The 18,229-nt window shown below is 30.5% G+C and carries 21 protein-coding genes and 1 pseudogene; 19 read left to right on the plus strand and 3 right to left on the minus strand.

Annotated features, from left to right (window positions below; genetic code table 11):
* Positions 1 to 8 precede the first annotated feature (8 nt).
* From larC to ACZM4J_RS06725, 4 genes are all read left to right on the plus strand, one after another.
* Positions 9 to 1,262, plus strand: a complete 1,254-nt coding sequence (gene larC, locus ACZM4J_RS06710) for a nickel pincer cofactor biosynthesis protein LarC (protein WP_489485888.1) — start codon at positions 9 to 11, stop codon at positions 1,260 to 1,262.
* Between the two features lie 3 nt (positions 1,263 to 1,265).
* Positions 1,266 to 2,267 (plus strand): energy-coupling factor ABC transporter permease, encoded by a 1,002-nt coding sequence (locus ACZM4J_RS06715; RefSeq protein ID WP_489485890.1) that lies wholly within the window; start codon positions 1,266 to 1,268, stop codon positions 2,265 to 2,267.
* A 30-nt stretch (positions 2,268 to 2,297) separates the two neighbouring features.
* On the plus strand, positions 2,298 to 3,065 hold the full coding sequence (gene cbiQ, locus ACZM4J_RS06720) for a cobalt ECF transporter T component CbiQ (protein WP_489485891.1): 768 nt from the start codon (positions 2,298 to 2,300) through the stop codon (positions 3,063 to 3,065).
* Between the two features lie 108 nt (positions 3,066 to 3,173).
* Complete coding sequence (locus ACZM4J_RS06725) at positions 3,174 to 3,878, plus strand: energy-coupling factor ABC transporter ATP-binding protein (RefSeq protein ID WP_489485892.1); 705 nt, start codon at positions 3,174 to 3,176, stop codon at positions 3,876 to 3,878.
* Positions 3,879 to 4,035: 157 nt separating this feature from the next.
* On the opposite strand, the gene ACZM4J_RS06730 is transcribed toward ACZM4J_RS06725, so the two are convergent.
* Positions 4,036 to 4,590, minus strand: coding sequence for a hypothetical protein (locus ACZM4J_RS06730; RefSeq protein ID WP_428244698.1), 555 nt, complete (start codon positions 4,588 to 4,590; stop codon positions 4,036 to 4,038).
* Between the two features lie 139 nt (positions 4,591 to 4,729).
* Here ACZM4J_RS06730 and rlmH point away from each other — a divergent pair, with 139 nt between their 5' ends.
* Positions 4,730 to 5,209, plus strand: coding sequence for a 23S rRNA (pseudouridine(1915)-N(3))-methyltransferase RlmH (rlmH, locus tag ACZM4J_RS06735; protein ID WP_117999495.1), 480 nt, complete (start codon positions 4,730 to 4,732; stop codon positions 5,207 to 5,209).
* 216 nt (positions 5,210 to 5,425) lie between these two features.
* Here rlmH and ACZM4J_RS06740 read toward each other — a convergent pair whose 3' ends face one another.
* A complete protein-coding gene (locus ACZM4J_RS06740) occupies positions 5,426 to 6,625 on the minus strand; it encodes a polysaccharide deacetylase family protein (RefSeq protein ID WP_489485895.1) in 1,200 nt (399 codons plus the stop codon).
* Positions 6,626 to 6,834: 209 nt separating this feature from the next.
* Here ACZM4J_RS06740 and ACZM4J_RS06745 point away from each other — a divergent pair, with 209 nt between their 5' ends.
* The 8 genes and pseudogenes from ACZM4J_RS06745 (at position 6,835) to ACZM4J_RS06780 (ending at position 11,382) form a co-directional block, all read left to right on the plus strand.
* Positions 6,835 to 7,674: a stage III sporulation protein AA gene (locus tag ACZM4J_RS06745; RefSeq protein WP_302689519.1), complete on the plus strand. Its 840-nt coding sequence runs from the start codon at positions 6,835 to 6,837 to the stop codon at positions 7,672 to 7,674.
* Positions 7,665 to 8,183, plus strand: coding sequence for a stage III sporulation protein AB (locus tag ACZM4J_RS06750; RefSeq protein ID WP_412622620.1), 519 nt, complete (start codon positions 7,665 to 7,667; stop codon positions 8,181 to 8,183). Before ACZM4J_RS06745 ends, ACZM4J_RS06750 begins: the two co-directional genes overlap by 10 nt.
* A gap of 16 nt (positions 8,184 to 8,199) precedes the next feature.
* Positions 8,200 to 8,394, plus strand: coding sequence for a stage III sporulation protein AC (spoIIIAC, locus tag ACZM4J_RS06755; protein WP_022164787.1), 195 nt, complete (start codon positions 8,200 to 8,202; stop codon positions 8,392 to 8,394).
* A gap of 13 nt (positions 8,395 to 8,407) precedes the next feature.
* Positions 8,408 to 8,788, plus strand: a complete 381-nt coding sequence (locus tag ACZM4J_RS06760; RefSeq protein WP_489485897.1) for a SpoIIIAC/SpoIIIAD family protein — start codon at positions 8,408 to 8,410, stop codon at positions 8,786 to 8,788.
* Positions 8,789 to 8,921: 133 nt separating this feature from the next.
* Positions 8,922 to 9,953, plus strand: a pseudogene (locus tag ACZM4J_RS06765) (stage III sporulation protein AE).
* A gap of 1 nt (position 9,954) precedes the next feature.
* Positions 9,955 to 10,263 (plus strand): stage III sporulation protein AF, encoded by a 309-nt coding sequence (locus ACZM4J_RS06770; RefSeq protein ID WP_296964387.1) that lies wholly within the window; start codon positions 9,955 to 9,957, stop codon positions 10,261 to 10,263.
* Complete coding sequence (locus ACZM4J_RS06775) at positions 10,238 to 10,768, plus strand: hypothetical protein (RefSeq protein ID WP_489485905.1); 531 nt, start codon at positions 10,238 to 10,240, stop codon at positions 10,766 to 10,768. The genes ACZM4J_RS06770 and ACZM4J_RS06775 overlap by 26 nt, the downstream gene beginning before the upstream one ends.
* Positions 10,769 to 10,779: 11 nt before the next feature.
* Positions 10,780 to 11,382, plus strand: coding sequence for a SpoIIIAH-like family protein (locus ACZM4J_RS06780; RefSeq protein WP_296964392.1), 603 nt, complete (start codon positions 10,780 to 10,782; stop codon positions 11,380 to 11,382).
* Positions 11,383 to 11,442: 60 nt separating this feature from the next.
* Here ACZM4J_RS06780 and ACZM4J_RS06785 read toward each other — a convergent pair whose 3' ends face one another.
* On the minus strand, positions 11,443 to 11,805 hold the full coding sequence (locus ACZM4J_RS06785; protein ID WP_022164731.1) for a metal-dependent transcriptional regulator: 363 nt from the start codon (positions 11,803 to 11,805) through the stop codon (positions 11,443 to 11,445).
* A 213-nt stretch (positions 11,806 to 12,018) separates the two neighbouring features.
* Here ACZM4J_RS06785 and ACZM4J_RS06790 point away from each other — a divergent pair, with 213 nt between their 5' ends.
* The 6 genes from ACZM4J_RS06790 (at position 12,019) to ACZM4J_RS06815 (ending at position 18,125) form a co-directional block, all read left to right on the plus strand.
* Entirely contained in the window at positions 12,019 to 12,231 is a 213-nt protein-coding gene (locus ACZM4J_RS06790; protein ID WP_022164732.1) for a FeoA family protein, read from the plus strand.
* Positions 12,232 to 12,258: 27 nt separating this feature from the next.
* Positions 12,259 to 12,480 carry a FeoA family protein gene (locus tag ACZM4J_RS06795; protein ID WP_022164733.1) on the plus strand — a complete coding sequence of 74 codons (222 nt, stop codon included), beginning with the start codon at positions 12,259 to 12,261 and terminating at the stop codon, positions 12,478 to 12,480.
* 70 nt (positions 12,481 to 12,550) lie between these two features.
* Entirely contained in the window at positions 12,551 to 14,683 is a 2,133-nt protein-coding gene (gene feoB, locus ACZM4J_RS06800; protein ID WP_412622613.1) for a ferrous iron transport protein B, read from the plus strand.
* 88 nt (positions 14,684 to 14,771) lie between these two features.
* Positions 14,772 to 14,918 carry a FeoB-associated Cys-rich membrane protein gene (locus ACZM4J_RS06805; RefSeq protein WP_117999505.1) on the plus strand — a complete coding sequence of 49 codons (147 nt, stop codon included), beginning with the start codon at positions 14,772 to 14,774 and terminating at the stop codon, positions 14,916 to 14,918.
* A 228-nt stretch (positions 14,919 to 15,146) separates the two neighbouring features.
* Positions 15,147 to 15,845, plus strand: a complete 699-nt coding sequence (locus ACZM4J_RS06810) for an ABC transporter ATP-binding protein (RefSeq protein ID WP_302689511.1) — start codon at positions 15,147 to 15,149, stop codon at positions 15,843 to 15,845.
* Between the two features lie 12 nt (positions 15,846 to 15,857).
* Positions 15,858 to 18,125, plus strand: coding sequence for an FtsX-like permease family protein (locus ACZM4J_RS06815; protein ID WP_489485899.1), 2,268 nt, complete (start codon positions 15,858 to 15,860; stop codon positions 18,123 to 18,125).
* The last annotated feature ends 104 nt before the right edge of the window (positions 18,126 to 18,229 follow it).

Here is an 18,229-nt window from a genome sequence, read left to right on the forward strand (position 1 = left end):
TGATGAAAATGAAAACATTATATTTGGAATGTAATATGGGAGCAGCCGGCGATATGCTTATGGCGACTTTAGTTGAGTTACTTGACCAACCAGATGAATTTGTAAATGAATTTAATAATTTGAATATACCTAACATTAAATTAATAAAAGAAGAAAGCACAAAATGTGGAATTGTTGGTACTCACATGCGAGTAATGGTTAATGGTGAAGAAGAAGTAAGTGAAGATGTTAACTTACAAGAAAACAATGATTTACATGAACATGAACACGAGCATACCCATGACAATGAACATGACCACGACCATAGTCATGGACACCACTCACATAGTAGTCTTTCTCATATTGAAGAGATTATTAATGGGTTAGACATTCCTGCTAAAGTGAAAAAAGATGCAGTTAATGTGTATGGTTTAATTGGCGAAGCAGAAGCTAAAGCTCATAATAAAAGTATCAAAGAGATACATTTCCATGAAGTAGGTACAATGGATGCCATTGCCGATGTAGTTGGTGTGTGTATGTTGATTGACAAAATCAATCCTGACAGAATAATGGCATCACCTGTTCATGTAGGCAGTGGTAATGTTAGATGTGCTCATGGAATTTTACCTGTGCCGGCACCTGCTACAGCGTATATTTTAAGAGAGGTTCCTTCATATTCAGGTAACATAAAGGGTGAGTTGTGTACACCAACAGGGGCAGCTTTACTTAAATATTTTGCAGATGATTTTGATGCAATGCCTATAATGAAAACTCAGAAAATAGGCTACGGTATGGGAAATAAAGATTTTCCAGTGGCAAATTGCGTTAGAGCTTTCTTAGGAGAAGAAGAGCAGAAAATGGATGATGTTCTGGAGTTGGTATGTAATATAGATGACATGACTGCTGAAGAAATAGGTTTTGCTACAGAAATCTTAATGAATAATGGTGCCTTAGATGTGTACACTACAAATATTAATATGAAAAAAAATCGCCCGGGAACAATGATTACATGTATGTGTAAAAATATAGACAAGGAAAAGTTCCTTAAATTAATTTTTAAATACACAACAACATTAGGCGTTAGAGAGTATATTTGTAAACGTTACGGACTTACAAGAAATGTTAAAACAATTGAAAGTTCATTAGGTGACATTTCATTAAAGGAATCTTACGGCTATGGAATATCAAAAGAAAAATTAGAATATGAAGATTTGGCTAGAATTGCAAAAGAGAAAAATCTTTCATTAAAAGAAATAAAAAAAGAAATATTAAAGGAGATTTAATAGATGCATATGGCAGATGGTTTGTTGTCACCTGAAGTTGGCGTAGCAATGTGGGCTGTAACAGCAGGGGCAACAGCGTATGGTATAAAGAAAATAACAGACAGCGATTTGTCTGAAAAAAAACTACCGGTTATGGCTGTGTCAGGCGCGTTTGTTTTTGCAGCCCAGATGATTAATTTTACCATACCGGGGACCGGTTCAAGTGGTCATATAGGCGGTGGAATTTTACTGGCAATGTTACTTGGAGAGTTTCCTGCCTTATTAACTATTGCATCAGTTTTAGTTATACAATGCCTTATTTTTGCTGATGGAGGTTTGCTTGCGCTAGGAGCTAATATTTTTAATATGGGTATCATTCCATGTTTAATAGTATTTCCAATTATAAGGATGTTTTTGAAAAATAACATATCCAAAACAAAACTTTCAGTATCGGCATTTTTAGGACCTGTGGTTGCACTTCAAATAGGTGCTTTTGGTGTTGTAATGGAAACACTTTTATCAGGGATAACAGAGTTTCCATTTAAAACATTCGTGGCGTTAATGTTACCAATTCATCTGGCAATTGGAGTAGGTGAAGGAATTGTAACAGCTGCAGTTGTTTTATTTGTTTGGAAAATGAGGCCTGAAATAATTAATTCGGCTTTATTTAAACAAAAAATAGACAAAAAAATATCTGTAAAAAAAGTTACAGTGATTATTGGTATTGTTGCTGTTATAACAGGTGGTGTTTTATCTCTTTATGCTTCTTCTAATCCTGATGGATTGGAGTGGTCAATGGAAAAAACAGCAGGTACTTCAGAACTTAAAAATAGTGATAAAACTCATAGTGTAATGAGTCAGATTCAGGAAAAATTATCAATACTGCCTGATTATGATTTTAAGTCGCAAAAAGGAAATGGAACATCGGCTTCAGGTATTATAGGAGCGGGTATAACCTTTTGCCTTGCGCTAGGAGCAGGTGGAATAATAACTTACGTTAAGAAAAAAATAAGTAATAGGAGATAGCTGTTACGGAAGGGGTAACCTATAAATTTAATGAGTGGTATAAGAAGTAAAGTAAATGAAATTTATTCGTTAGAACAGTTAAGTATGAAAAATACTATAATACATAATATACATCCATTAATAAAGATGGTAGTTACAGTTGTCTATATTGTTTGTATACTTAGTGTCAGACGTTATGATTTACTTAGATTTTCATATTTTTTGTTTTATTTGATAATCACTACGGCCTTAGCAGAATTACCTTTAAAAATTATTATAAAAAGAACAATGATTGCTTTGCCTTTTGTACTTTTTGCAGGTATAAGTAATCTGATTATAAACAGGGAAACAGCATTTTCTATTGGAAGAATTGCTATTACTTATGGTTTGATTTCTTTTGTTGTTTTGATTATTAGAACTATGTTTTCGGTTTGGGCTTTATTAATACTAATTGCTACAACGCGGTTTTCTGATTTGACAAAGCAGTTAATAAGATTACATATACCACCATTAATCGTTAATTTAATGGAAATGATATATAGATATATTGGGGTTTTGGCTGAAGAAGTTTCAACAATGCTTGTATCCTATAGGTTAAAGAATCCGGCATACAAGTGGCCACATATTAAGCACATGGGCCCCTTTGTTGGAAATCTGTTTTTAAAAAGCATTAACAAGGCAGAAAGAATATATAACGCCATGAAATGCAGAGGTTATGGAACCAAACAGGTTGCATATCAGAAAGAAAAGATTGCATTGAAAGATATAGTATTCTTTTTGGTATGTACTGTGTCCAGTGTGATTTTTGTTATATTATAGAGAAAATGCTTTTGCATTTTAGTATTGAATTTTGAGTGTTGAATTTTTAGTATTTAAATTTAAGTATTTAAGAGTTTGCTATTATATTTGAAAACAAGAGGAAGAAATATGCTTACAATTAATAATGTTACAGTTGAATATCCTGACGGAACAAAGGCAATAAATAATTTATCCCTGAATGTTAAGTCCGGGGAAAAACTTGCACTAATAGGAGCTAACGGTGCCGGTAAGTCTACATTAATGTTAGCCATTGAAGGAATATTAGATAGTACAGGAGAAATTAAAATAGGTGATTTAGTTGTGAACTCAAAAAACATTGTTAAAGTAAGACAGCAGGTGGGGATGCTTTTTCAAAATCCTGATGATCAGTTATTTATGGCTACTATATATGATGATATTGCTTTTGGCCCTAGAAATGCAGGTTTAGATGAAGAGTCTGTAAAATATAGAGTAGAAGACAGATTAAAATTATTGAATATTGAACACTTGAAGGACAAAACAGCCCTTAAATTATCAGGTGGCGAGAAAAGAATGGCAGCCTTAGCTACTGTTTTGGCAATGAAACCAAGTGTTATGTTATTAGATGAGCCAACAGCTTTTTTAGATCCTAAGGCAAGGCGTAATCTCATTAATGTCTTAAATTCCCTACCACATACAATGCTTATAGCCACTCATGACTTAGCCTTTGCAAAAGAGATTTGCAGAGAAGCCGTTGTTATTAAAGATGGTAATTTCTTTGCAAAAGGAAACTGCGATGAGATTTTGTATAATCAGGAATTAATGGATGAGGGTGGCATAGAAGCAATTATGTAAATAAAAGAAAAGACGAAAAAAGAGATTGTCTATTACTAAAAATAGACAATCTCTTTCATTATGTTTATCAAAAAATTCTGTTACATTAAAAGCATTCCACTAGGGATATGCATATTTGCTCCAATTATTGGAAAAGCCACTAAAAAATTTCAAAACACTATTCATAAATATTTTGATAAATTTGTTCAGTGTATTCATAAATTAAAGCTTCGTCAGCGTTTTCAAACTGATGCATTAATAAATCTTTAATTTTGTCAGCACGACTAAAATATAATATTTCTTCAGGTTCCCTTAAATCTAAACCTTCATCTAAAAGTTCTTTTGAAATATTGTCTTTTGCCCAAGCTAAAATTTCTTCAATTAACTTATCTTCGGCTTCAGCATCGATTTTTACCTGCTTTGCATGCATAAAAGAAACAATGCCTGCAATAATAAATATAATGAAAATTCCACCCATTACAGAATCAAACAACCATGCCGTAGATGCGTTGATTGGAAGTGGTATAATATCAGCAAAAACTAAAATCATAAAAATAATTCCTACGATACCAACAATAAGCATTGTTAAGGCTGATGATGTAATGTCCTTATATTTATCTGATAGTCGTATAAAGGAATGGACTTTGTTATCTGTATAATCGTACAGGCTTTCAGGCAATTTGTTTTCCTGCACATCTGAAGTATTGTTGTTTTTGAAATTGCTATCTTCCATATTGTGCCTCCTTAAAAAGTAACTGATATTCATAAACTAACACTATTATAAACTATTAAATGGTTATAAACAAGTAAATGATATTTATTTTTGCTTTCAAATAGAGTACAATAAGTCTATTGCAAATAAGGAGATACAGATGAAAATTACATTATTAACAGTAGGAAAAATTAAAGAAAAGTTTTATGTGGATGCCATAAAAGAATACAGCAAAAGATTATCAAGATATTGTAAATTAAATATCATTGAAGTTGCTGATGAGAAAACAACAGAAAATTCAACGGAAGCAGAAATCAATATTGTAAAAGAAAAAGAAGCAGCAAGACTTAGCAAGCATATATCGGAAGGGGCTTTTGTCATAACTCTTGAAATCCTTGGTAAACAGTTGGATTCAGTGGAATTATCAAAGAAAATTAATCAGTTAGGAATAGAAGGAAAAAGCCATATCATATTTATAATAGGCGGTTCCCTTGGATTACATGAATCAATATCAAAACGAGCTGACTTCAAATTAAGCTTTTCAAAAATGACATTTCCACATCAGTTAATGAGAGTTATTCTTTTAGAACAGATTTACAGAAGCTATAGAATAATAAATAATCAGCCATATCATAAATGATGGTGTGGCTGATAAAATGATAGTGTGGTTGATAATTTGTAATGATTTAGCAGATTACATAGAACAAGAGATAATAATTGATTTATATTGGAATGGATATTCGTAAACAGTTATATGAAAATAGTCATAAAAAATAGAGGTGTAAGTTCACAAATTGACTTATACCTCTATTTTCTATTTAATGTAAATTTTAATATTTATTCGAAATAATATCTTTTAATAATTTGGTCCAAAATACATAATACCATTCTTCATGGTCTTTCCTTTAATCTTGTAAAGTTCACTAACGGTAACAAGCTCATAACCTTTTTTTCTAAGCTCCGGTAGGGCTTTGATAAATCCGTTAACAGATGTTGGATGAATGTCATGTAACAAGATAATTTGGCCATCGCCTGCATGATTTATAACATAATTTTTTATGTATTTAACATTACGATGTTTCCAATCTTCTGTATCAACAGACCAATAAATCATAGGTGCTTTTGCATTCTTGCTAACTATGGAGTTGTAATTTCCATAAGGTGGTCTAAGTAATGTTGGATATTCTCCGGTTACATTTTTAATTGCATTTCTTGCATAAGAAATTTCTTTCTTAACATTTTTCTTAGATAAAATCTTTAAGTTCTTATGTGACCATGTATGTGAACCAATCTCCATGCCAAGATTATATTCTCTTTGTAACTGTTTTTTAAATGAATTAGCACGATTACCTAATACGAAGAAAGTAGCTTTGCTTTCGTACTTTTTCAATGCTGATAAAAGTTTGTCTGTGTATTCACCAGGACCGTCATCAAAAGTATAAGCTACATATTTAAGTTTCTTTACAACCGTAACTTGGCATTTTGCAGTTTCATTTGTGTATTTAGAACGAACCTTGATATAAGCTGTACCTGTTTTTTTACCTTTAATAACACCGTTTTTTACTGTTACAACTTCGTTGTTTGTGCTTATCCAAACAACAGGTTCATTTTTGTATTTTTTATTTTTATCATAAGTTGTCTTTAAGTCTAAAAATCTTTTTTGATTTTTACCAACACGCAAAGAAGTAGATGTTAATTTTAAAGTCTTAATCTTGTTGTAAGGATCTCTTACTTCAATTTTGCATCTTGCTTTTATTTTGCCGGTTTCACCTTTGCAGACAATATATGTAGTTCCTGCTTTTAAAGCTGTAATCTTGCCTTTGCTATTAACACTTACAATGGAAGTGTTTTTGCTAACCCAGACAACAGGTTCTTTTGGTGAAGATGAATCCTGTTGGTATTTTAAACTGGCTTTGATAATTGCTTTCTTTCCTTTAGTTATGGAAAGAGATAACTTGTCTAACTTTATGCTTTTCAACAGTTTGTAATTAGTTGTAGCTGTGTTAGGTTTTGGATTAGCTGTTGTTTCATTTTCTTTTGCAACTGTATTAATCATGGGATTTGTCGTCCCTAGAAAAGTATATCCGAGACTACAAAACAGACCTAGCACAAGAAAAACAATTAATGCTTTCTTTAGTTTCTTCATATAAGTTACCATCCTTTTTGTTTAATTATTTTTTTCATCTCACTAATTGTAACACATATAAAAATAAATAGAATATATTTTTTTATCTTTCATATATTTTTTTAAGGAGAATTATAAAAATGGAAAATATATACAGATATTTTAATTGTAAAATAAGACAAGTTTTAGAAAAATATGAAATAAAAAACATATATGAAATTAGAATCAGAGTAAACAAAAATGTGATTTTAAATACAGGTATGGGTGAAATTATACTTGATGTTATATGTAATGAAAAAGATGTTATCGATACTTTTAATTTGATTACAGAATATTCTGCCTACGCATACGAGCAGAATATGGCTGAAGGGTTTATTACAATTCCAGGCGGTCATAGAGTAGGCATTGGTGGTTATATGGCAGGAACTATTTATGATAAGCCCATTGTTAGAAATATTAGATTTATTAATTTTAGAATAAATCATCATATAAAAAATTGCAGTGAAATGATTTTTCCTAAATTATACAAAAATAATCACTTGTGTAATACATTAATAATTTCACCACCGGGACTTGGTAAGACAACATTACTTAGAGATTTAGTTTATAAAATTAGTGAAAATTTTGCTGGTACAAGTTTATGTGTCATTGATGAGCGAAATGAAATCAGTGGTTGTTATAAAGGCGTGCCAACAATGGATTTAGGAAAAAGAACAGATGTTATAAGCAACTGTTCCAAATCAAAGGGGATACTTATGGCAATAAGGTCAATGGCACCAACATTAATTGCAGTAGATGAAATAGGAACAGCACAGGATATTGAGGCGTTAGAATATGCTAATTTGTCAGGAATTTTTATAATCGCCACAGTCCATGGAAAAAATCAGGCGGCTGTAATAAAAAAGCTTGGAAAAGATTTTGTAGATTTGTTCGAAAAAAAGATTTGTATATTAAATATTGGAGAGTACCTATGTGTTTAAAAGTAATTGGAGTGCTTATTGTTGTAACAGCGTGCAGCTTAATGGGTTTTGCTCTGGCAAATGAGTATATAGCAAAAATAAATAACTTAGATGCATTTAAGAAAAGTTTAAGAATTCTCAAAGGGAAAATTAAATATGATAATTTATCAGTTTTTGAGGCAATGGAACTTATAAAAATAAATAATAATGTAATAGAAAACTTTTACCATAAAGTAAGCGAAGTTTACTTTATGGAAGAAAAAACATTATTTGAAAGCTGGAAAATGGCAGTTAACAAATATTTGAAAAAAGAAATTAAATTTGATAAGCAGGAAACGGACGTAATACTTACTTTTGGAACTAATCTTGGTGTAACAGATAGGGAAACACAACTAAGTAACATTGATGAATGTATTAATGATATACAGGAAGTGATTTTGCAATTAAAGGAAGAAAAGAATAATAAGTGTAAATTATACAAATGCCTGGGAACCTTTTCAGGAATCCTAATTGCTGTTTTATTAATATGAGATGAAAGGAACAATTATGGAAATAAATATGATTTTTAAAATAGCGGCAGTAGGTATAATTGTGTCGGTTGTAGGTCAGATTTTAAAACACAGCGGTAGAGAGGAACAGGCTTTTTTGACAAGTCTGGCAGGTCTTATATTAGTCTTAACGTGGATTGTCCCATACATATATGAGCTTTTTGAAACAATAAAGAAATTATTCAGGTTGTAAGGACAGGTAAAAGATGATTGCAGTAGGAGTTATTAGTATTGCCACGGTGGTTTTAGGAATTCAGTTTAAAAATGTTAAACCCGAATATGGAATATTATTATCCATAACAGGATGTTTAATTATATTTATAATGATGCTTACAAAACTTACTTACATTATAAATATATTTAACCAAATATCAGAATTGACCAATGTTAGCAAAGAGTACATTAAAATATTGTTAAAAATAACAGGTATAACCTTTATATGCGAAATTGCTTCAGATATATGTAAGGATTGTGGATATGTTGCCATATCCAATCAGGTTCAGATATTTGGAAAAATATCAATTCTGGTCATTAGTTTACCTATTTTTTCAGAGTTAATATTAAAAATAGGAAAAATGCTATCTTAGGGTTAATTGATTTATGAAAAAGATTATTTTAATTATAATGTGCATCACTGTTACTTTGTCAGTTTGCAATGTTGCAAAGTGTAGTGATAAAAATATAAAAGAAAAATCATATAATGAAGAAACGTTTATCAGTATGGATGATTTTCAATTTGATGAGCCACAAAGAATTCTTAGAGAGTCCGGTAACAGAGATATAAGTGTTAAGGAAATTATAAACAATATTATAAAAGGAAAGGTCATTACTATTTTAGGAGAAATAGTTAAAAGTATATATTATAAGACTTTTGGAAATAATTCTTATCTGTTTAATATTATTTGGCAATTATTCTTAACAATAATTATCTCGTGCTTTTTTACAAATTTTACAAAAGTTTTTTCAAAGGACGATGTTTCAGAAACAGGTTTTTTTATATGTTATCTTGTTTCAGTTACATTTATGTTTGGTCTTTTCAGTGAATTGTGTAATATTGCTGTTGATTTTGTTGAGATGTTACTTAAATTTATGTATGGAATTGTACCAACATATTTTTTGTCAGTGGCAATTACGGGATAAGTTTCTGCTTCAGGTTTTTATCAGCTTTGTTTGGTAATTATATCAGTAGCCCAATTTGTTTTCCTACATATAATAATTCCGCTAATTAAAATATATGTTGCAGTTAGCATAGTGAACAACATATCAAAGGAAGACTTTTTGTCAAGAACAGCAGTGGTGGTTGGAAATATAGTGAATTTTCTTATGAAAACTTTTGTGGGAATCGTAACAGGACTGAATATAATACAGGCTCTTATTTTGCCATCAATTGATAGCACAAAAAATCAAACCATAAGAAAGGTAATAGGAAGTGTGCCGGTTGTTGGAAATAGTACAGATGCAATAACAGGCATATTTTTAGGATCTGCTAATTTAATAAAAAACGCTATTGGAACAACGGCTATTATAGTGATTGTTGTTTTATGTGCGGTGCCTTTTTTGAAAATTCAATTGTATTCTTTTTTGATGCAAATAGTGGCTGCTTTGGTTCAGCCTATTGCAGATTGTAGAATTGTTGCCAGTTTTAATTCCATGTCCATAGGAATGCGAATGCTTTCAAAAGTCATAACCGGTTGCAGTCTCTTATTTATAATAAGTATTGCTATCATATGTATGTGTACAGGAAAGGGGTAAAATGGAATTTATATATAGTTATATTAAAAATATTTGTATATTTATGTTGGTAATTACAATTATTACGAATATTTTTCCAGAAAAAAGATACATAAAGTACATTAAATTTTTTGCAGGTATCCTTTTGATATTAATTGTTTTGTCTCCTGTTTTTAAGATTACCAAAAAAGATATTAATGTGGATAGAATAATTACAGAAAATATTAATATAGATGCAAAAAATCAGTTAGACACCCGGCTAAATGATTTTGAAAAGAAAATAGAAGAGAGGCTAAGTGAAAAGTATGGAAATGAAACAGGAAATAATTGACAAGCTTACTAACCTGAAAAAAATAGGAAAAGAAAAAATAATTTTATTGGCACTTGCTGGCATATTATTAATTGGTTCATCATATTTTGAAAAAGTAGATAATAAAGAAAAAACAGTCAAACACACAGAAAAAAGCATATCAAAGGAAAGCTATGAGAACAAAACTAAAAAAGAAATAATAAATATTATAGAGAGTATAGATGGAGTTACAAATGTAAATGTAATGATTACTTTCAAATCAGGTAATGAAAAAATTTTACAGGTTGATAAAGAGGAAAGTCAAGAATCCGGGGAGAAAAAATCTTCTAAAGTTTCAACAGTTATCTTTAATGGAAGTCAGGAAGAATATCCTTACATTATAAAAGAAATATATCCGCAAATTGAAGGTGTGGCAGTTACGGCAAAGGGACTAAAGGATGCTGAAAAAATAAATGAGATAACAAATATGATTAATGCATTATTTAATATACCCGTTCATAAAATATCTATAATTAGTAATGATTAAAAGGAGGAAATATGAAAAAAATCTTAAAGAAAAACCAATTCATTGTTACGTTCTTAGCTGTGTTAATTGCAGTGGCAGGATATCTTAATTATTCTGCAAACCTTGATAAGAAAAATGAATCAAAAAAGGTAACTAATGATACATACGAATCAATTTATTCCAAAGATAATTTACTTACAAATAATGAAGACATAGAAAGTATGGATAAAGAAGAAGAGACTACAGAGGAACCGGGAGCTGCTGTTCTTACAAATGGAAGCACATTAAGTTCTTATATGGTTCAGGCAAAACTGAACAGAGAGCAGACAAGATCTAAAAACAAAGAAACACTGTTAGAAGTAATTAACAATAACGATATAGGCGATAAGGAAAAAAAGAAAGCTGTTAAATCAATGGTTAAAATTACTGAAAACAGTGAAATGGAAAACAATATTGAAACATTGCTTAAAGCAAAAGGATTTAACGATATTATAGTTACCATAAATGATAATCAGGCAGATGTTATTTTATCAGACACAGAAGTAAGTGATGAGAAAAGAGCACAGATTGAAGATGTTATAAAAAGAAAAACAAATATATCTGTTAACAATATAACTATTACACCGGCAAAATAAAAAAAGAAAAACGATATATGAAAGTCTTTATTAAAATATAAGAATCATATATCGTTTTCTTTATTTATGCATATGTTTTTTTATGGCATCAATTGTTTCCTGACTAATAACATGTTCAATTCTACATGCATCTTCAGTAGCAACATCTTCAGATACACCAAGTTTTATAAAACATTCAGTTAAAATCTGATGACGTTCATATATCATTTCCGCAAGACTTTTTCCGTCATCAGTTAAATATATAAAACCGGAATCTGTTACAGTTATATAGTTGTTTTCTCGAAGATGTTTCATGGCGATGCTGACACTTGATTTCTTAAATCCTAGTTCATTAGCAACATCAACAGAACGAACAACAGGAAGACGTTTACTTAAAACAAGAATTGTTTCTAAATACATCTCTGAAGATTCATTACTTTTCATTAATAAGCTCCTTTTCACATTTATAACAATGATTATATCAAAAAATAAGGCAAAATTCAATTTGTGTATTAGTGTGTTTTTTTACTATATTTACAATAAGGAATATACATAACAAACAAAAATTAGTAAGGACGAAAAAATATTATTGACATCTAATGAAAGTTAGACTATACTAACTAGAGTAAAAAATAGCAACAGAGAAAAGAGGAACTTATGATGCCTTTAACAATGGTGAATTCAGGGGAAGAAAATGAAATAAAAAGAGTTGGTGGAAAAGAAGAAACTAGACGCTTCCTTGAAAACTTAGGTTTTGTACAAGGAGCAAAAGTTACTGTTGTGTCTCAAATTGGAGGCAACGTTATTGTTAATGTTAAAGAATCCAGAGTCGCAATTGGCAAAGATATGGCCAATAAGATAATGGTTTAATTAATACATAAAGGAGAGGAGCTTTTTATGAAAACGTTAAGAGAAGTAGCAGTAGGTCAAACTGTTAAAGTTAAGAAACTTACTGGCGACGGCCCTGTAAAAAGAAGAATCATGGATATGGGAATAACTAAAGGCGTGGAAGTATACGTTAGAAAAGTTGCACCACTTGGTGATCCTGTAGAAGTAACTGTTAGAGGTTATGAATTATCTTTAAGAAAAGCAGATGCCGAAATGATTGAAGTAGAATAATTTTTTTTACTATACAGTTAGAAAACACTAACAAAAGATAGCAAAGACAAACAATGGGAGGAAAATAGTAATGTCGATTAAAATTGCATTGGCTGGTAATCCAAATAGTGGTAAAACAACTTTGTTTAATGCTCTAACAGGATCAAACCAATTTGTAGGTAACTGGCCCGGAGTAACAGTAGAAAAAAAAGAAGGTAAATTAAAAGGACATAAAGATGTTAAGCTTATGGATTTACCTGGTATTTATTCTTTATCACCATATACTTTGGAAGAAGTTGTGGCTAGAAATTATCTTATTAACGAGGTACCTGATGCAATCATCAATATTGTTGATGGTACAAATATAGAAAGAAACTTATATCTTTCAACACAGATTATGGAACTTGGTATTCCTGTAATCATGGCTGTTAATATGATGGATATCGTTGAAAAGAAAGGTGATAAGATTCATATTGACAAACTTAGCGAAAAGTTAGGTTGTGAAGTTGTTGAAATATCTGCTTTAAAAGGAAAAGGTATTAAAGAGCTTGCAAACAAAGCAGTTAAACTTGCTGAAAGCAAGCAGGAAAATAAAATAGCACATAAATTTAATGAAAAGCTTGAAACAATCATTGATGAGACAGAAGCTCTTTTATCATCAGAAGTTCCTGATGCACAGAAAAGATTCTTTGCAATTAAGTTGTTAGAAAAAGATGATAAGATTTCAGAAAACTTAAAGGATGTTCCAAATGTAAACAATCAGATTGAAGCATTAGAAAAAGAGTTTGATGATGATACAGAAAGTATTATTACAAATGAAAGATACGAATACATATCTTCAATAATTAACGGATGCTATACAAAGTCAAACAAAGAAAAATTAACAACATCTGACAAAATTGATAGAATTGTTACTAACAGATGGGCAGCTCTTCCAATTTTTGCAATTGTAATGTTTGTTGTATATTATATTTCAGTTACAACAGTTGGTACAATTGTAACTGACTGGACAAATGATGTATTGTTTGGTGAGATTATTCCACCTGCGATTGAAAAAGTATTAGTAGCGCTTAACTGTGCTGACTGGTTACAGGGACTTATCCTTGATGGTATTGTTGCGGGTGTTGGTGCTGTTCTTGGTTTTGTTCCACAGATGTTAGTATTATTCTTCTTCTTAGCTGTACTTGAATCTTGTGGTTACATGGCAAGAGTAGCGTTCATCATGGACAGAATTTTTAGAAAATTCGGTTTATCAGGTAAATCATTTATCCCTATGCTTATTGGTAGTGGTTGTGGTGTTCCTGGTGTAATGGCTTCAAGAACAATTGAAAATGACAGAGATAGAAAAATGACAATTATGACAACTACATTTATTCCATGTGGTGCTAAATTACCAATCATTGCGTTAATCGCAGGTGCGTTATTTGATGGTGCCTGGTGGGTAGCTCCAAGTTCATATTTTGTAGGTGTTGCAGCAATTATCGTATCTGGTATTATTTTAAAGAAAACTAAATTGTTCGCAGGAGATCCTGCACCATTCGTAATGGAACTTCCAGCATACCATTTACCAACAGCAGGAAATGTTTTAAGAAGTATGTGGGAACGTGGATGGTCATTCATCAAGAAAGCAGGAACAATTATTACACTTTCAACAATCTTACTTTGGTTCTTAATGAACTTTGGTTGGCTTGACGGACACTTTGGCATGCTTGATATGGAAACACAGTTAAATGACAGCATTTTAGCAAAAATCGGTGGTGTTATCGCGCCAATCTTCAAACCTCTTGGATGGGGTAACTGGAAAATGGCAGTTGCTGCTGTTACTGGTCTTATTGCTAAGGAAAACGTTGTTAGTACATTTGGTATGTTATTCGGATTTGGTTCTGAAATCGCAGAAGACGGTCAGGAAGTTTGGGGAACACTTGCTCATAGCATGAGTGCTATTGCAGCTTACTCATTCTTAGTATTCAACTTATTATGTGCTCCATGTTTTGCAGCTATGGGTGCTATTAAGAGAGAAATGAACAATACAAAATGGTTCTTCTTTGCAATTGGATACCAGTGTGGTTTAGCTTACTTAGTTTCACTTTGTATTTTCCAAATCGGTTCATTATTTACAGGAGCAACATTTGGATTTGGTACAATTTTTGCCGTTGCAATAATAATCGCATTTATTTACTTATTATTTAGACCTTATAAACAAAGTAAAACTTTAAAATATTAATAAAAATGGCAGACTTGCCGTGTAAATCATTATGAAATATGGAAATGAAACTGGGCATTTCGTTTCCGACTTGAAAGGAGAGGGTTTTATGAATGGAATAGTAGGAACATTTATTGTTTTAGCTGTTTTAGTAGTTATTGTGTGTTTAATAGTTAGAAGCATGATAAAGGATAAAAAAAGTGGAAAATCTCTCCAATGTGGTGGAGATTGCAGTAAATGTAGGGGCTGCCACTAAGGCTTAGAAAAGGACTGGATAGGTAATTGAAATTTAAAGTTCGTTACTTATTCAGTTTTTTTCTTTAATAATAAGATTAAGATTTAAAATTGAAAGTTTCAAATTGCCATTATATTAATATACAACTTAAAGTATAAACTCCAATAATATAAAAGGTTGTAGATTTTAGAAATAAATTGAAAACTTAATGTAAGTATTAATGAAGATTATTTTAAGAAAGGAATAAAGATGTTTTTAGAGGTAAAAAATTTAAAGAAAAGTTTTGGACAGGGAGAGAACTCTGTAGAAGTTTTAAAAGAAATTGATTTTAATGTAGCTAAAGGTGAAATCTGTGTAATGTTAGGACCTTCAGGTTCAGGTAAATCTACACTTCTTAACATAATAGGAGGTATAGATAACGGCGATGAAGGATATGTAGCAATTAATGGAGAAAAAACTTCAAATATGAGCGAAGGCGAATTAACGAATTACAGAAGAAAACACCTTGGCTATATTTTTCAAATGTATAATCTTATTCCTAATTTAAATGTAAAAGAAAATATTGAAGTAGGTGCATATTTAAGTGACAATCCTTTAGATATTGATGAACTTCTTAATACTTTAGGCTTGTATGAACACAGAAATAAGTTACCAAATCAGTTATCCGGTGGTCAGCAACAAAGAACAGCCATTGGAAGAGCTATTGTAAAAAATCCTGATATTTTATTATGTGATGAGCCAACGGGAGCTCTCGATTACAATACTTCAAAAGATATTTTACAGTTAATTGAAGATGTAAACAAAAAATATGGCAATACAATTATCATGGTTACACATAATGATGCAATAAAAAATATGGCAGATAAAATCATTAAATTAAAAGATGGACAAATAAGAAAAATAGTTGAAAATGAAAATAAAATATCTGCTAAAGATCTTGACTGGTAGGGGGGGATTGGTATGAGAAGTCCTTTACTGAAAAGATTACCAAGAGAGTTAAAAAGTGAACTTGGAAAATATATAGCAATATTTCTTTTTATGACATTAACAATCGGTTTCATATCAGGTTTCCTTGTTGCCGGTTCAAGCATGAAGAAAACTTATGATGACAGTTTTGAAAAATACAATATTGAAAATGGTCATTTTGTTTTAAAAAATGATTTGTCACATAGTGATAAAAAAGAAATAGAAAAAAATAATATAAAAATATATAAAAATTTTTATAAAGAGTTACAAAGTGACAAAAAACTATCAGGAAGTGAAAATGCAACTTTACGTTTGTTTAAAAACAGAAAAGATGTAAATAAAATCTGCATAATGGATGGTGAACTTCCTAAGAAAAATAACGAAATAGCTCTTGATAGAATGTTTGCGGATAACAATAAAATCAAAATAGGCGATACGGTTGGTTTTTCAAAAGAAAAATACAAAGTTACAGGTTTAGTGGCGTTGTCAGATTACAGTGCACTATTTTCAAATAATACAGATCTTATGTTTGATGCTGTGTTGTTCGGCGTGGCAATTGTTACAGACGATCAGTTTGATGCCATTGACAAAAATACATTTTATGATTATGCATGGAAATACAATAATGAACCTGCAAATGAAAAAAACGAAAAGAAGAAATCGGACAAGTTAGTTAAGGAAATATCAAAAGTAGTCTATGCAGGCGGAAATGAAATTAATGAATATGTACCAAGATATACTAATTCGGCTATTAATTTTACAGGCGATGATATAGGTAGTGATCATTCTATGATGATTGTGCTTTTATATATTTTAATTATAATTTTAGCATTTGTATTCGCTGTTACAATTAATCATACAATTGTAAATGAAGCAACGGCCATAGGTACACTTAGAGCCATGGGCTATTCAAAGAAACAGTTGGTAGTACATTATATGGCACTTCCAATCATAATTTCGCTTATAGCTGCAATTATTGGAAATGTTTTGGGCTATACAATATTTAAAAATGTTGCGGCAGGAATGTATTATGGAAGTTACAGCCTTACAAAATATAAGACAATTTGGAATGCAGAAGCGTTTATTTTAACTACGGTTGTTCCTTTGATAATTATGCTTGTAATTAATTTTATTACATTAATGTCTAAACTTTCCATAAGTCCACTTAAGTTTATCAGAAAGGATTTAACAAGAAAGAAGAACAGGAGAGCATTAAAATTACCAAACTTTAAATTTATTACAAGATTCCGTTTGAGAATAATTTTACAAAACAAAGGTAATTACATAACTTTATTTGTTGGTATTTTGTTTGCCAATATTATGCTGTTATTTGGTATGATGATGCATCCTTTATTAACACATTATCAAAATGAAATTGTAGACAATATGATTGCAAAAAATCAATATGTGTTAAAGAATTCTGTCCAGGTAAAAAATAAAGATGCTGAAAAATACAGTTTAACATCTTTACAGATTAACAGACGTTCTCTTAGTGAGGATATAAGCCTGTATGGTATTGAAGAAGACAGTAAATATTTTAAAAAGAACGTAGAAAATGGAATGTATATTTCCGATGGCTTATCAGAAAAATACAAAATAAATAAAGGTGATACTTTTACATTAAAAGATAAATACAGTGGTAAAAAATACAAAATAAAGGTAGCCGGAGTAATTAATTATCCGGGTAGTCTTTCAGTATTTATGACAAGAGATAAACTAAATTCATTAATTGATAAGGACAAGAATTATTTTTCAGGCTATTTTTCAAATGAAAAATTGTCCATTGACGACGAAGATGTTGCAAGTATAATAACAGAAAAAGATATGACCAAAACCTCCAGACAGCTAAACGTTTCAATGGGGAATATGTTTTATCTTATAAATGTTTTTGCAATTTGTCTGTTTGTTTTACTTATTTATCTTTTAACAAAATTAATAATTGAGAAGAATAAAAATTCAATCTCAATGGTTAAAATTTTAGGCTACAATAATAGGGAAGTCGGTAAACTTTATATAACAGCAACAACCTGGATGGTTGGCTTGTCAATAATTATAAGCCTTATTTTATCAACAGAAATTATTGATCAGATTTATTTTGAAATGATGAAAGATTATAATGGTTGGCTAACTTTATATTTGGAACAAAAAACTTATGTTGAAATGTTTATCATAGGAATTGTCTGCTATGGTATAGTTGCATTTTTCCAGTTTAAAAAAATTAAGAAGATACCAATGGACAACGCACTTAAAAACGTTGAATAGGAAATTAAAACGTTAATATGGAAAATGTTTAAAAAAATCAAAAAAGTTGCATATTTTTTTCTTGTTTTCATATATCATAAAAAAGAATTGAATTATATTTCATA

It is taken from the genome of Eubacterium sp. (genome assembly GCF_057858645.1).

Excerpts from the sequence above, each read along its gene's own strand:
- larC (WP_489485888.1), top strand. The coding sequence starts at position 9 with ATGAAAACATTATATTTGGAATGTAATATGGGAGCAGCCGGCGATATG.
- ACZM4J_RS06715 (WP_489485890.1), top strand. The coding sequence starts at position 1,266 with ATGCATATGGCAGATGGTTTGTTGTCACCTGAAGTTGGCGTAGCAATG.
- cbiQ (WP_489485891.1), top strand. The coding sequence starts at position 2,298 with ATGAGTGGTATAAGAAGTAAAGTAAATGAAATTTATTCGTTAGAACAG.
- ACZM4J_RS06725 (WP_489485892.1), top strand. The coding sequence starts at position 3,174 with ATGCTTACAATTAATAATGTTACAGTTGAATATCCTGACGGAACAAAG.
- ACZM4J_RS06730 (WP_428244698.1), bottom strand. The coding sequence starts at position 4,590 with ATGGAAGATAGCAATTTCAAAAACAACAATACTTCAGATGTGCAGGAA.
- rlmH (WP_117999495.1), top strand. The coding sequence starts at position 4,730 with ATGAAAATTACATTATTAACAGTAGGAAAAATTAAAGAAAAGTTTTAT.
- ACZM4J_RS06740 (WP_489485895.1), bottom strand. The coding sequence starts at position 6,625 with ATGATTAATACAGTTGCAAAAGAAAATGAAACAACAGCTAATCCAAAA.
- ACZM4J_RS06745 (WP_302689519.1), top strand. The coding sequence starts at position 6,835 with ATGGAAAATATATACAGATATTTTAATTGTAAAATAAGACAAGTTTTA.
- ACZM4J_RS06750 (WP_412622620.1), top strand. The coding sequence starts at position 7,665 with ATGTGTTTAAAAGTAATTGGAGTGCTTATTGTTGTAACAGCGTGCAGC.
- spoIIIAC (WP_022164787.1), top strand. The coding sequence starts at position 8,200 with ATGGAAATAAATATGATTTTTAAAATAGCGGCAGTAGGTATAATTGTG.
- ACZM4J_RS06760 (WP_489485897.1), top strand. The coding sequence starts at position 8,408 with ATGATTGCAGTAGGAGTTATTAGTATTGCCACGGTGGTTTTAGGAATT.
- ACZM4J_RS06770 (WP_296964387.1), top strand. The coding sequence starts at position 9,955 with ATGGAATTTATATATAGTTATATTAAAAATATTTGTATATTTATGTTG.
- ACZM4J_RS06775 (WP_489485905.1), top strand. The coding sequence starts at position 10,238 with ATGGAAATGAAACAGGAAATAATTGACAAGCTTACTAACCTGAAAAAA.
- ACZM4J_RS06780 (WP_296964392.1), top strand. The coding sequence starts at position 10,780 with ATGAAAAAAATCTTAAAGAAAAACCAATTCATTGTTACGTTCTTAGCT.
- ACZM4J_RS06785 (WP_022164731.1), bottom strand. The coding sequence starts at position 11,805 with ATGAAAAGTAATGAATCTTCAGAGATGTATTTAGAAACAATTCTTGTT.
- ACZM4J_RS06790 (WP_022164732.1), top strand. The coding sequence starts at position 12,019 with ATGATGCCTTTAACAATGGTGAATTCAGGGGAAGAAAATGAAATAAAA.
- ACZM4J_RS06795 (WP_022164733.1), top strand. The coding sequence starts at position 12,259 with ATGAAAACGTTAAGAGAAGTAGCAGTAGGTCAAACTGTTAAAGTTAAG.
- feoB (WP_412622613.1), top strand. The coding sequence starts at position 12,551 with ATGTCGATTAAAATTGCATTGGCTGGTAATCCAAATAGTGGTAAAACA.
- ACZM4J_RS06805 (WP_117999505.1), top strand. The coding sequence starts at position 14,772 with ATGAATGGAATAGTAGGAACATTTATTGTTTTAGCTGTTTTAGTAGTT.
- ACZM4J_RS06810 (WP_302689511.1), top strand. The coding sequence starts at position 15,147 with ATGTTTTTAGAGGTAAAAAATTTAAAGAAAAGTTTTGGACAGGGAGAG.
- ACZM4J_RS06815 (WP_489485899.1), top strand. The coding sequence starts at position 15,858 with ATGAGAAGTCCTTTACTGAAAAGATTACCAAGAGAGTTAAAAAGTGAA.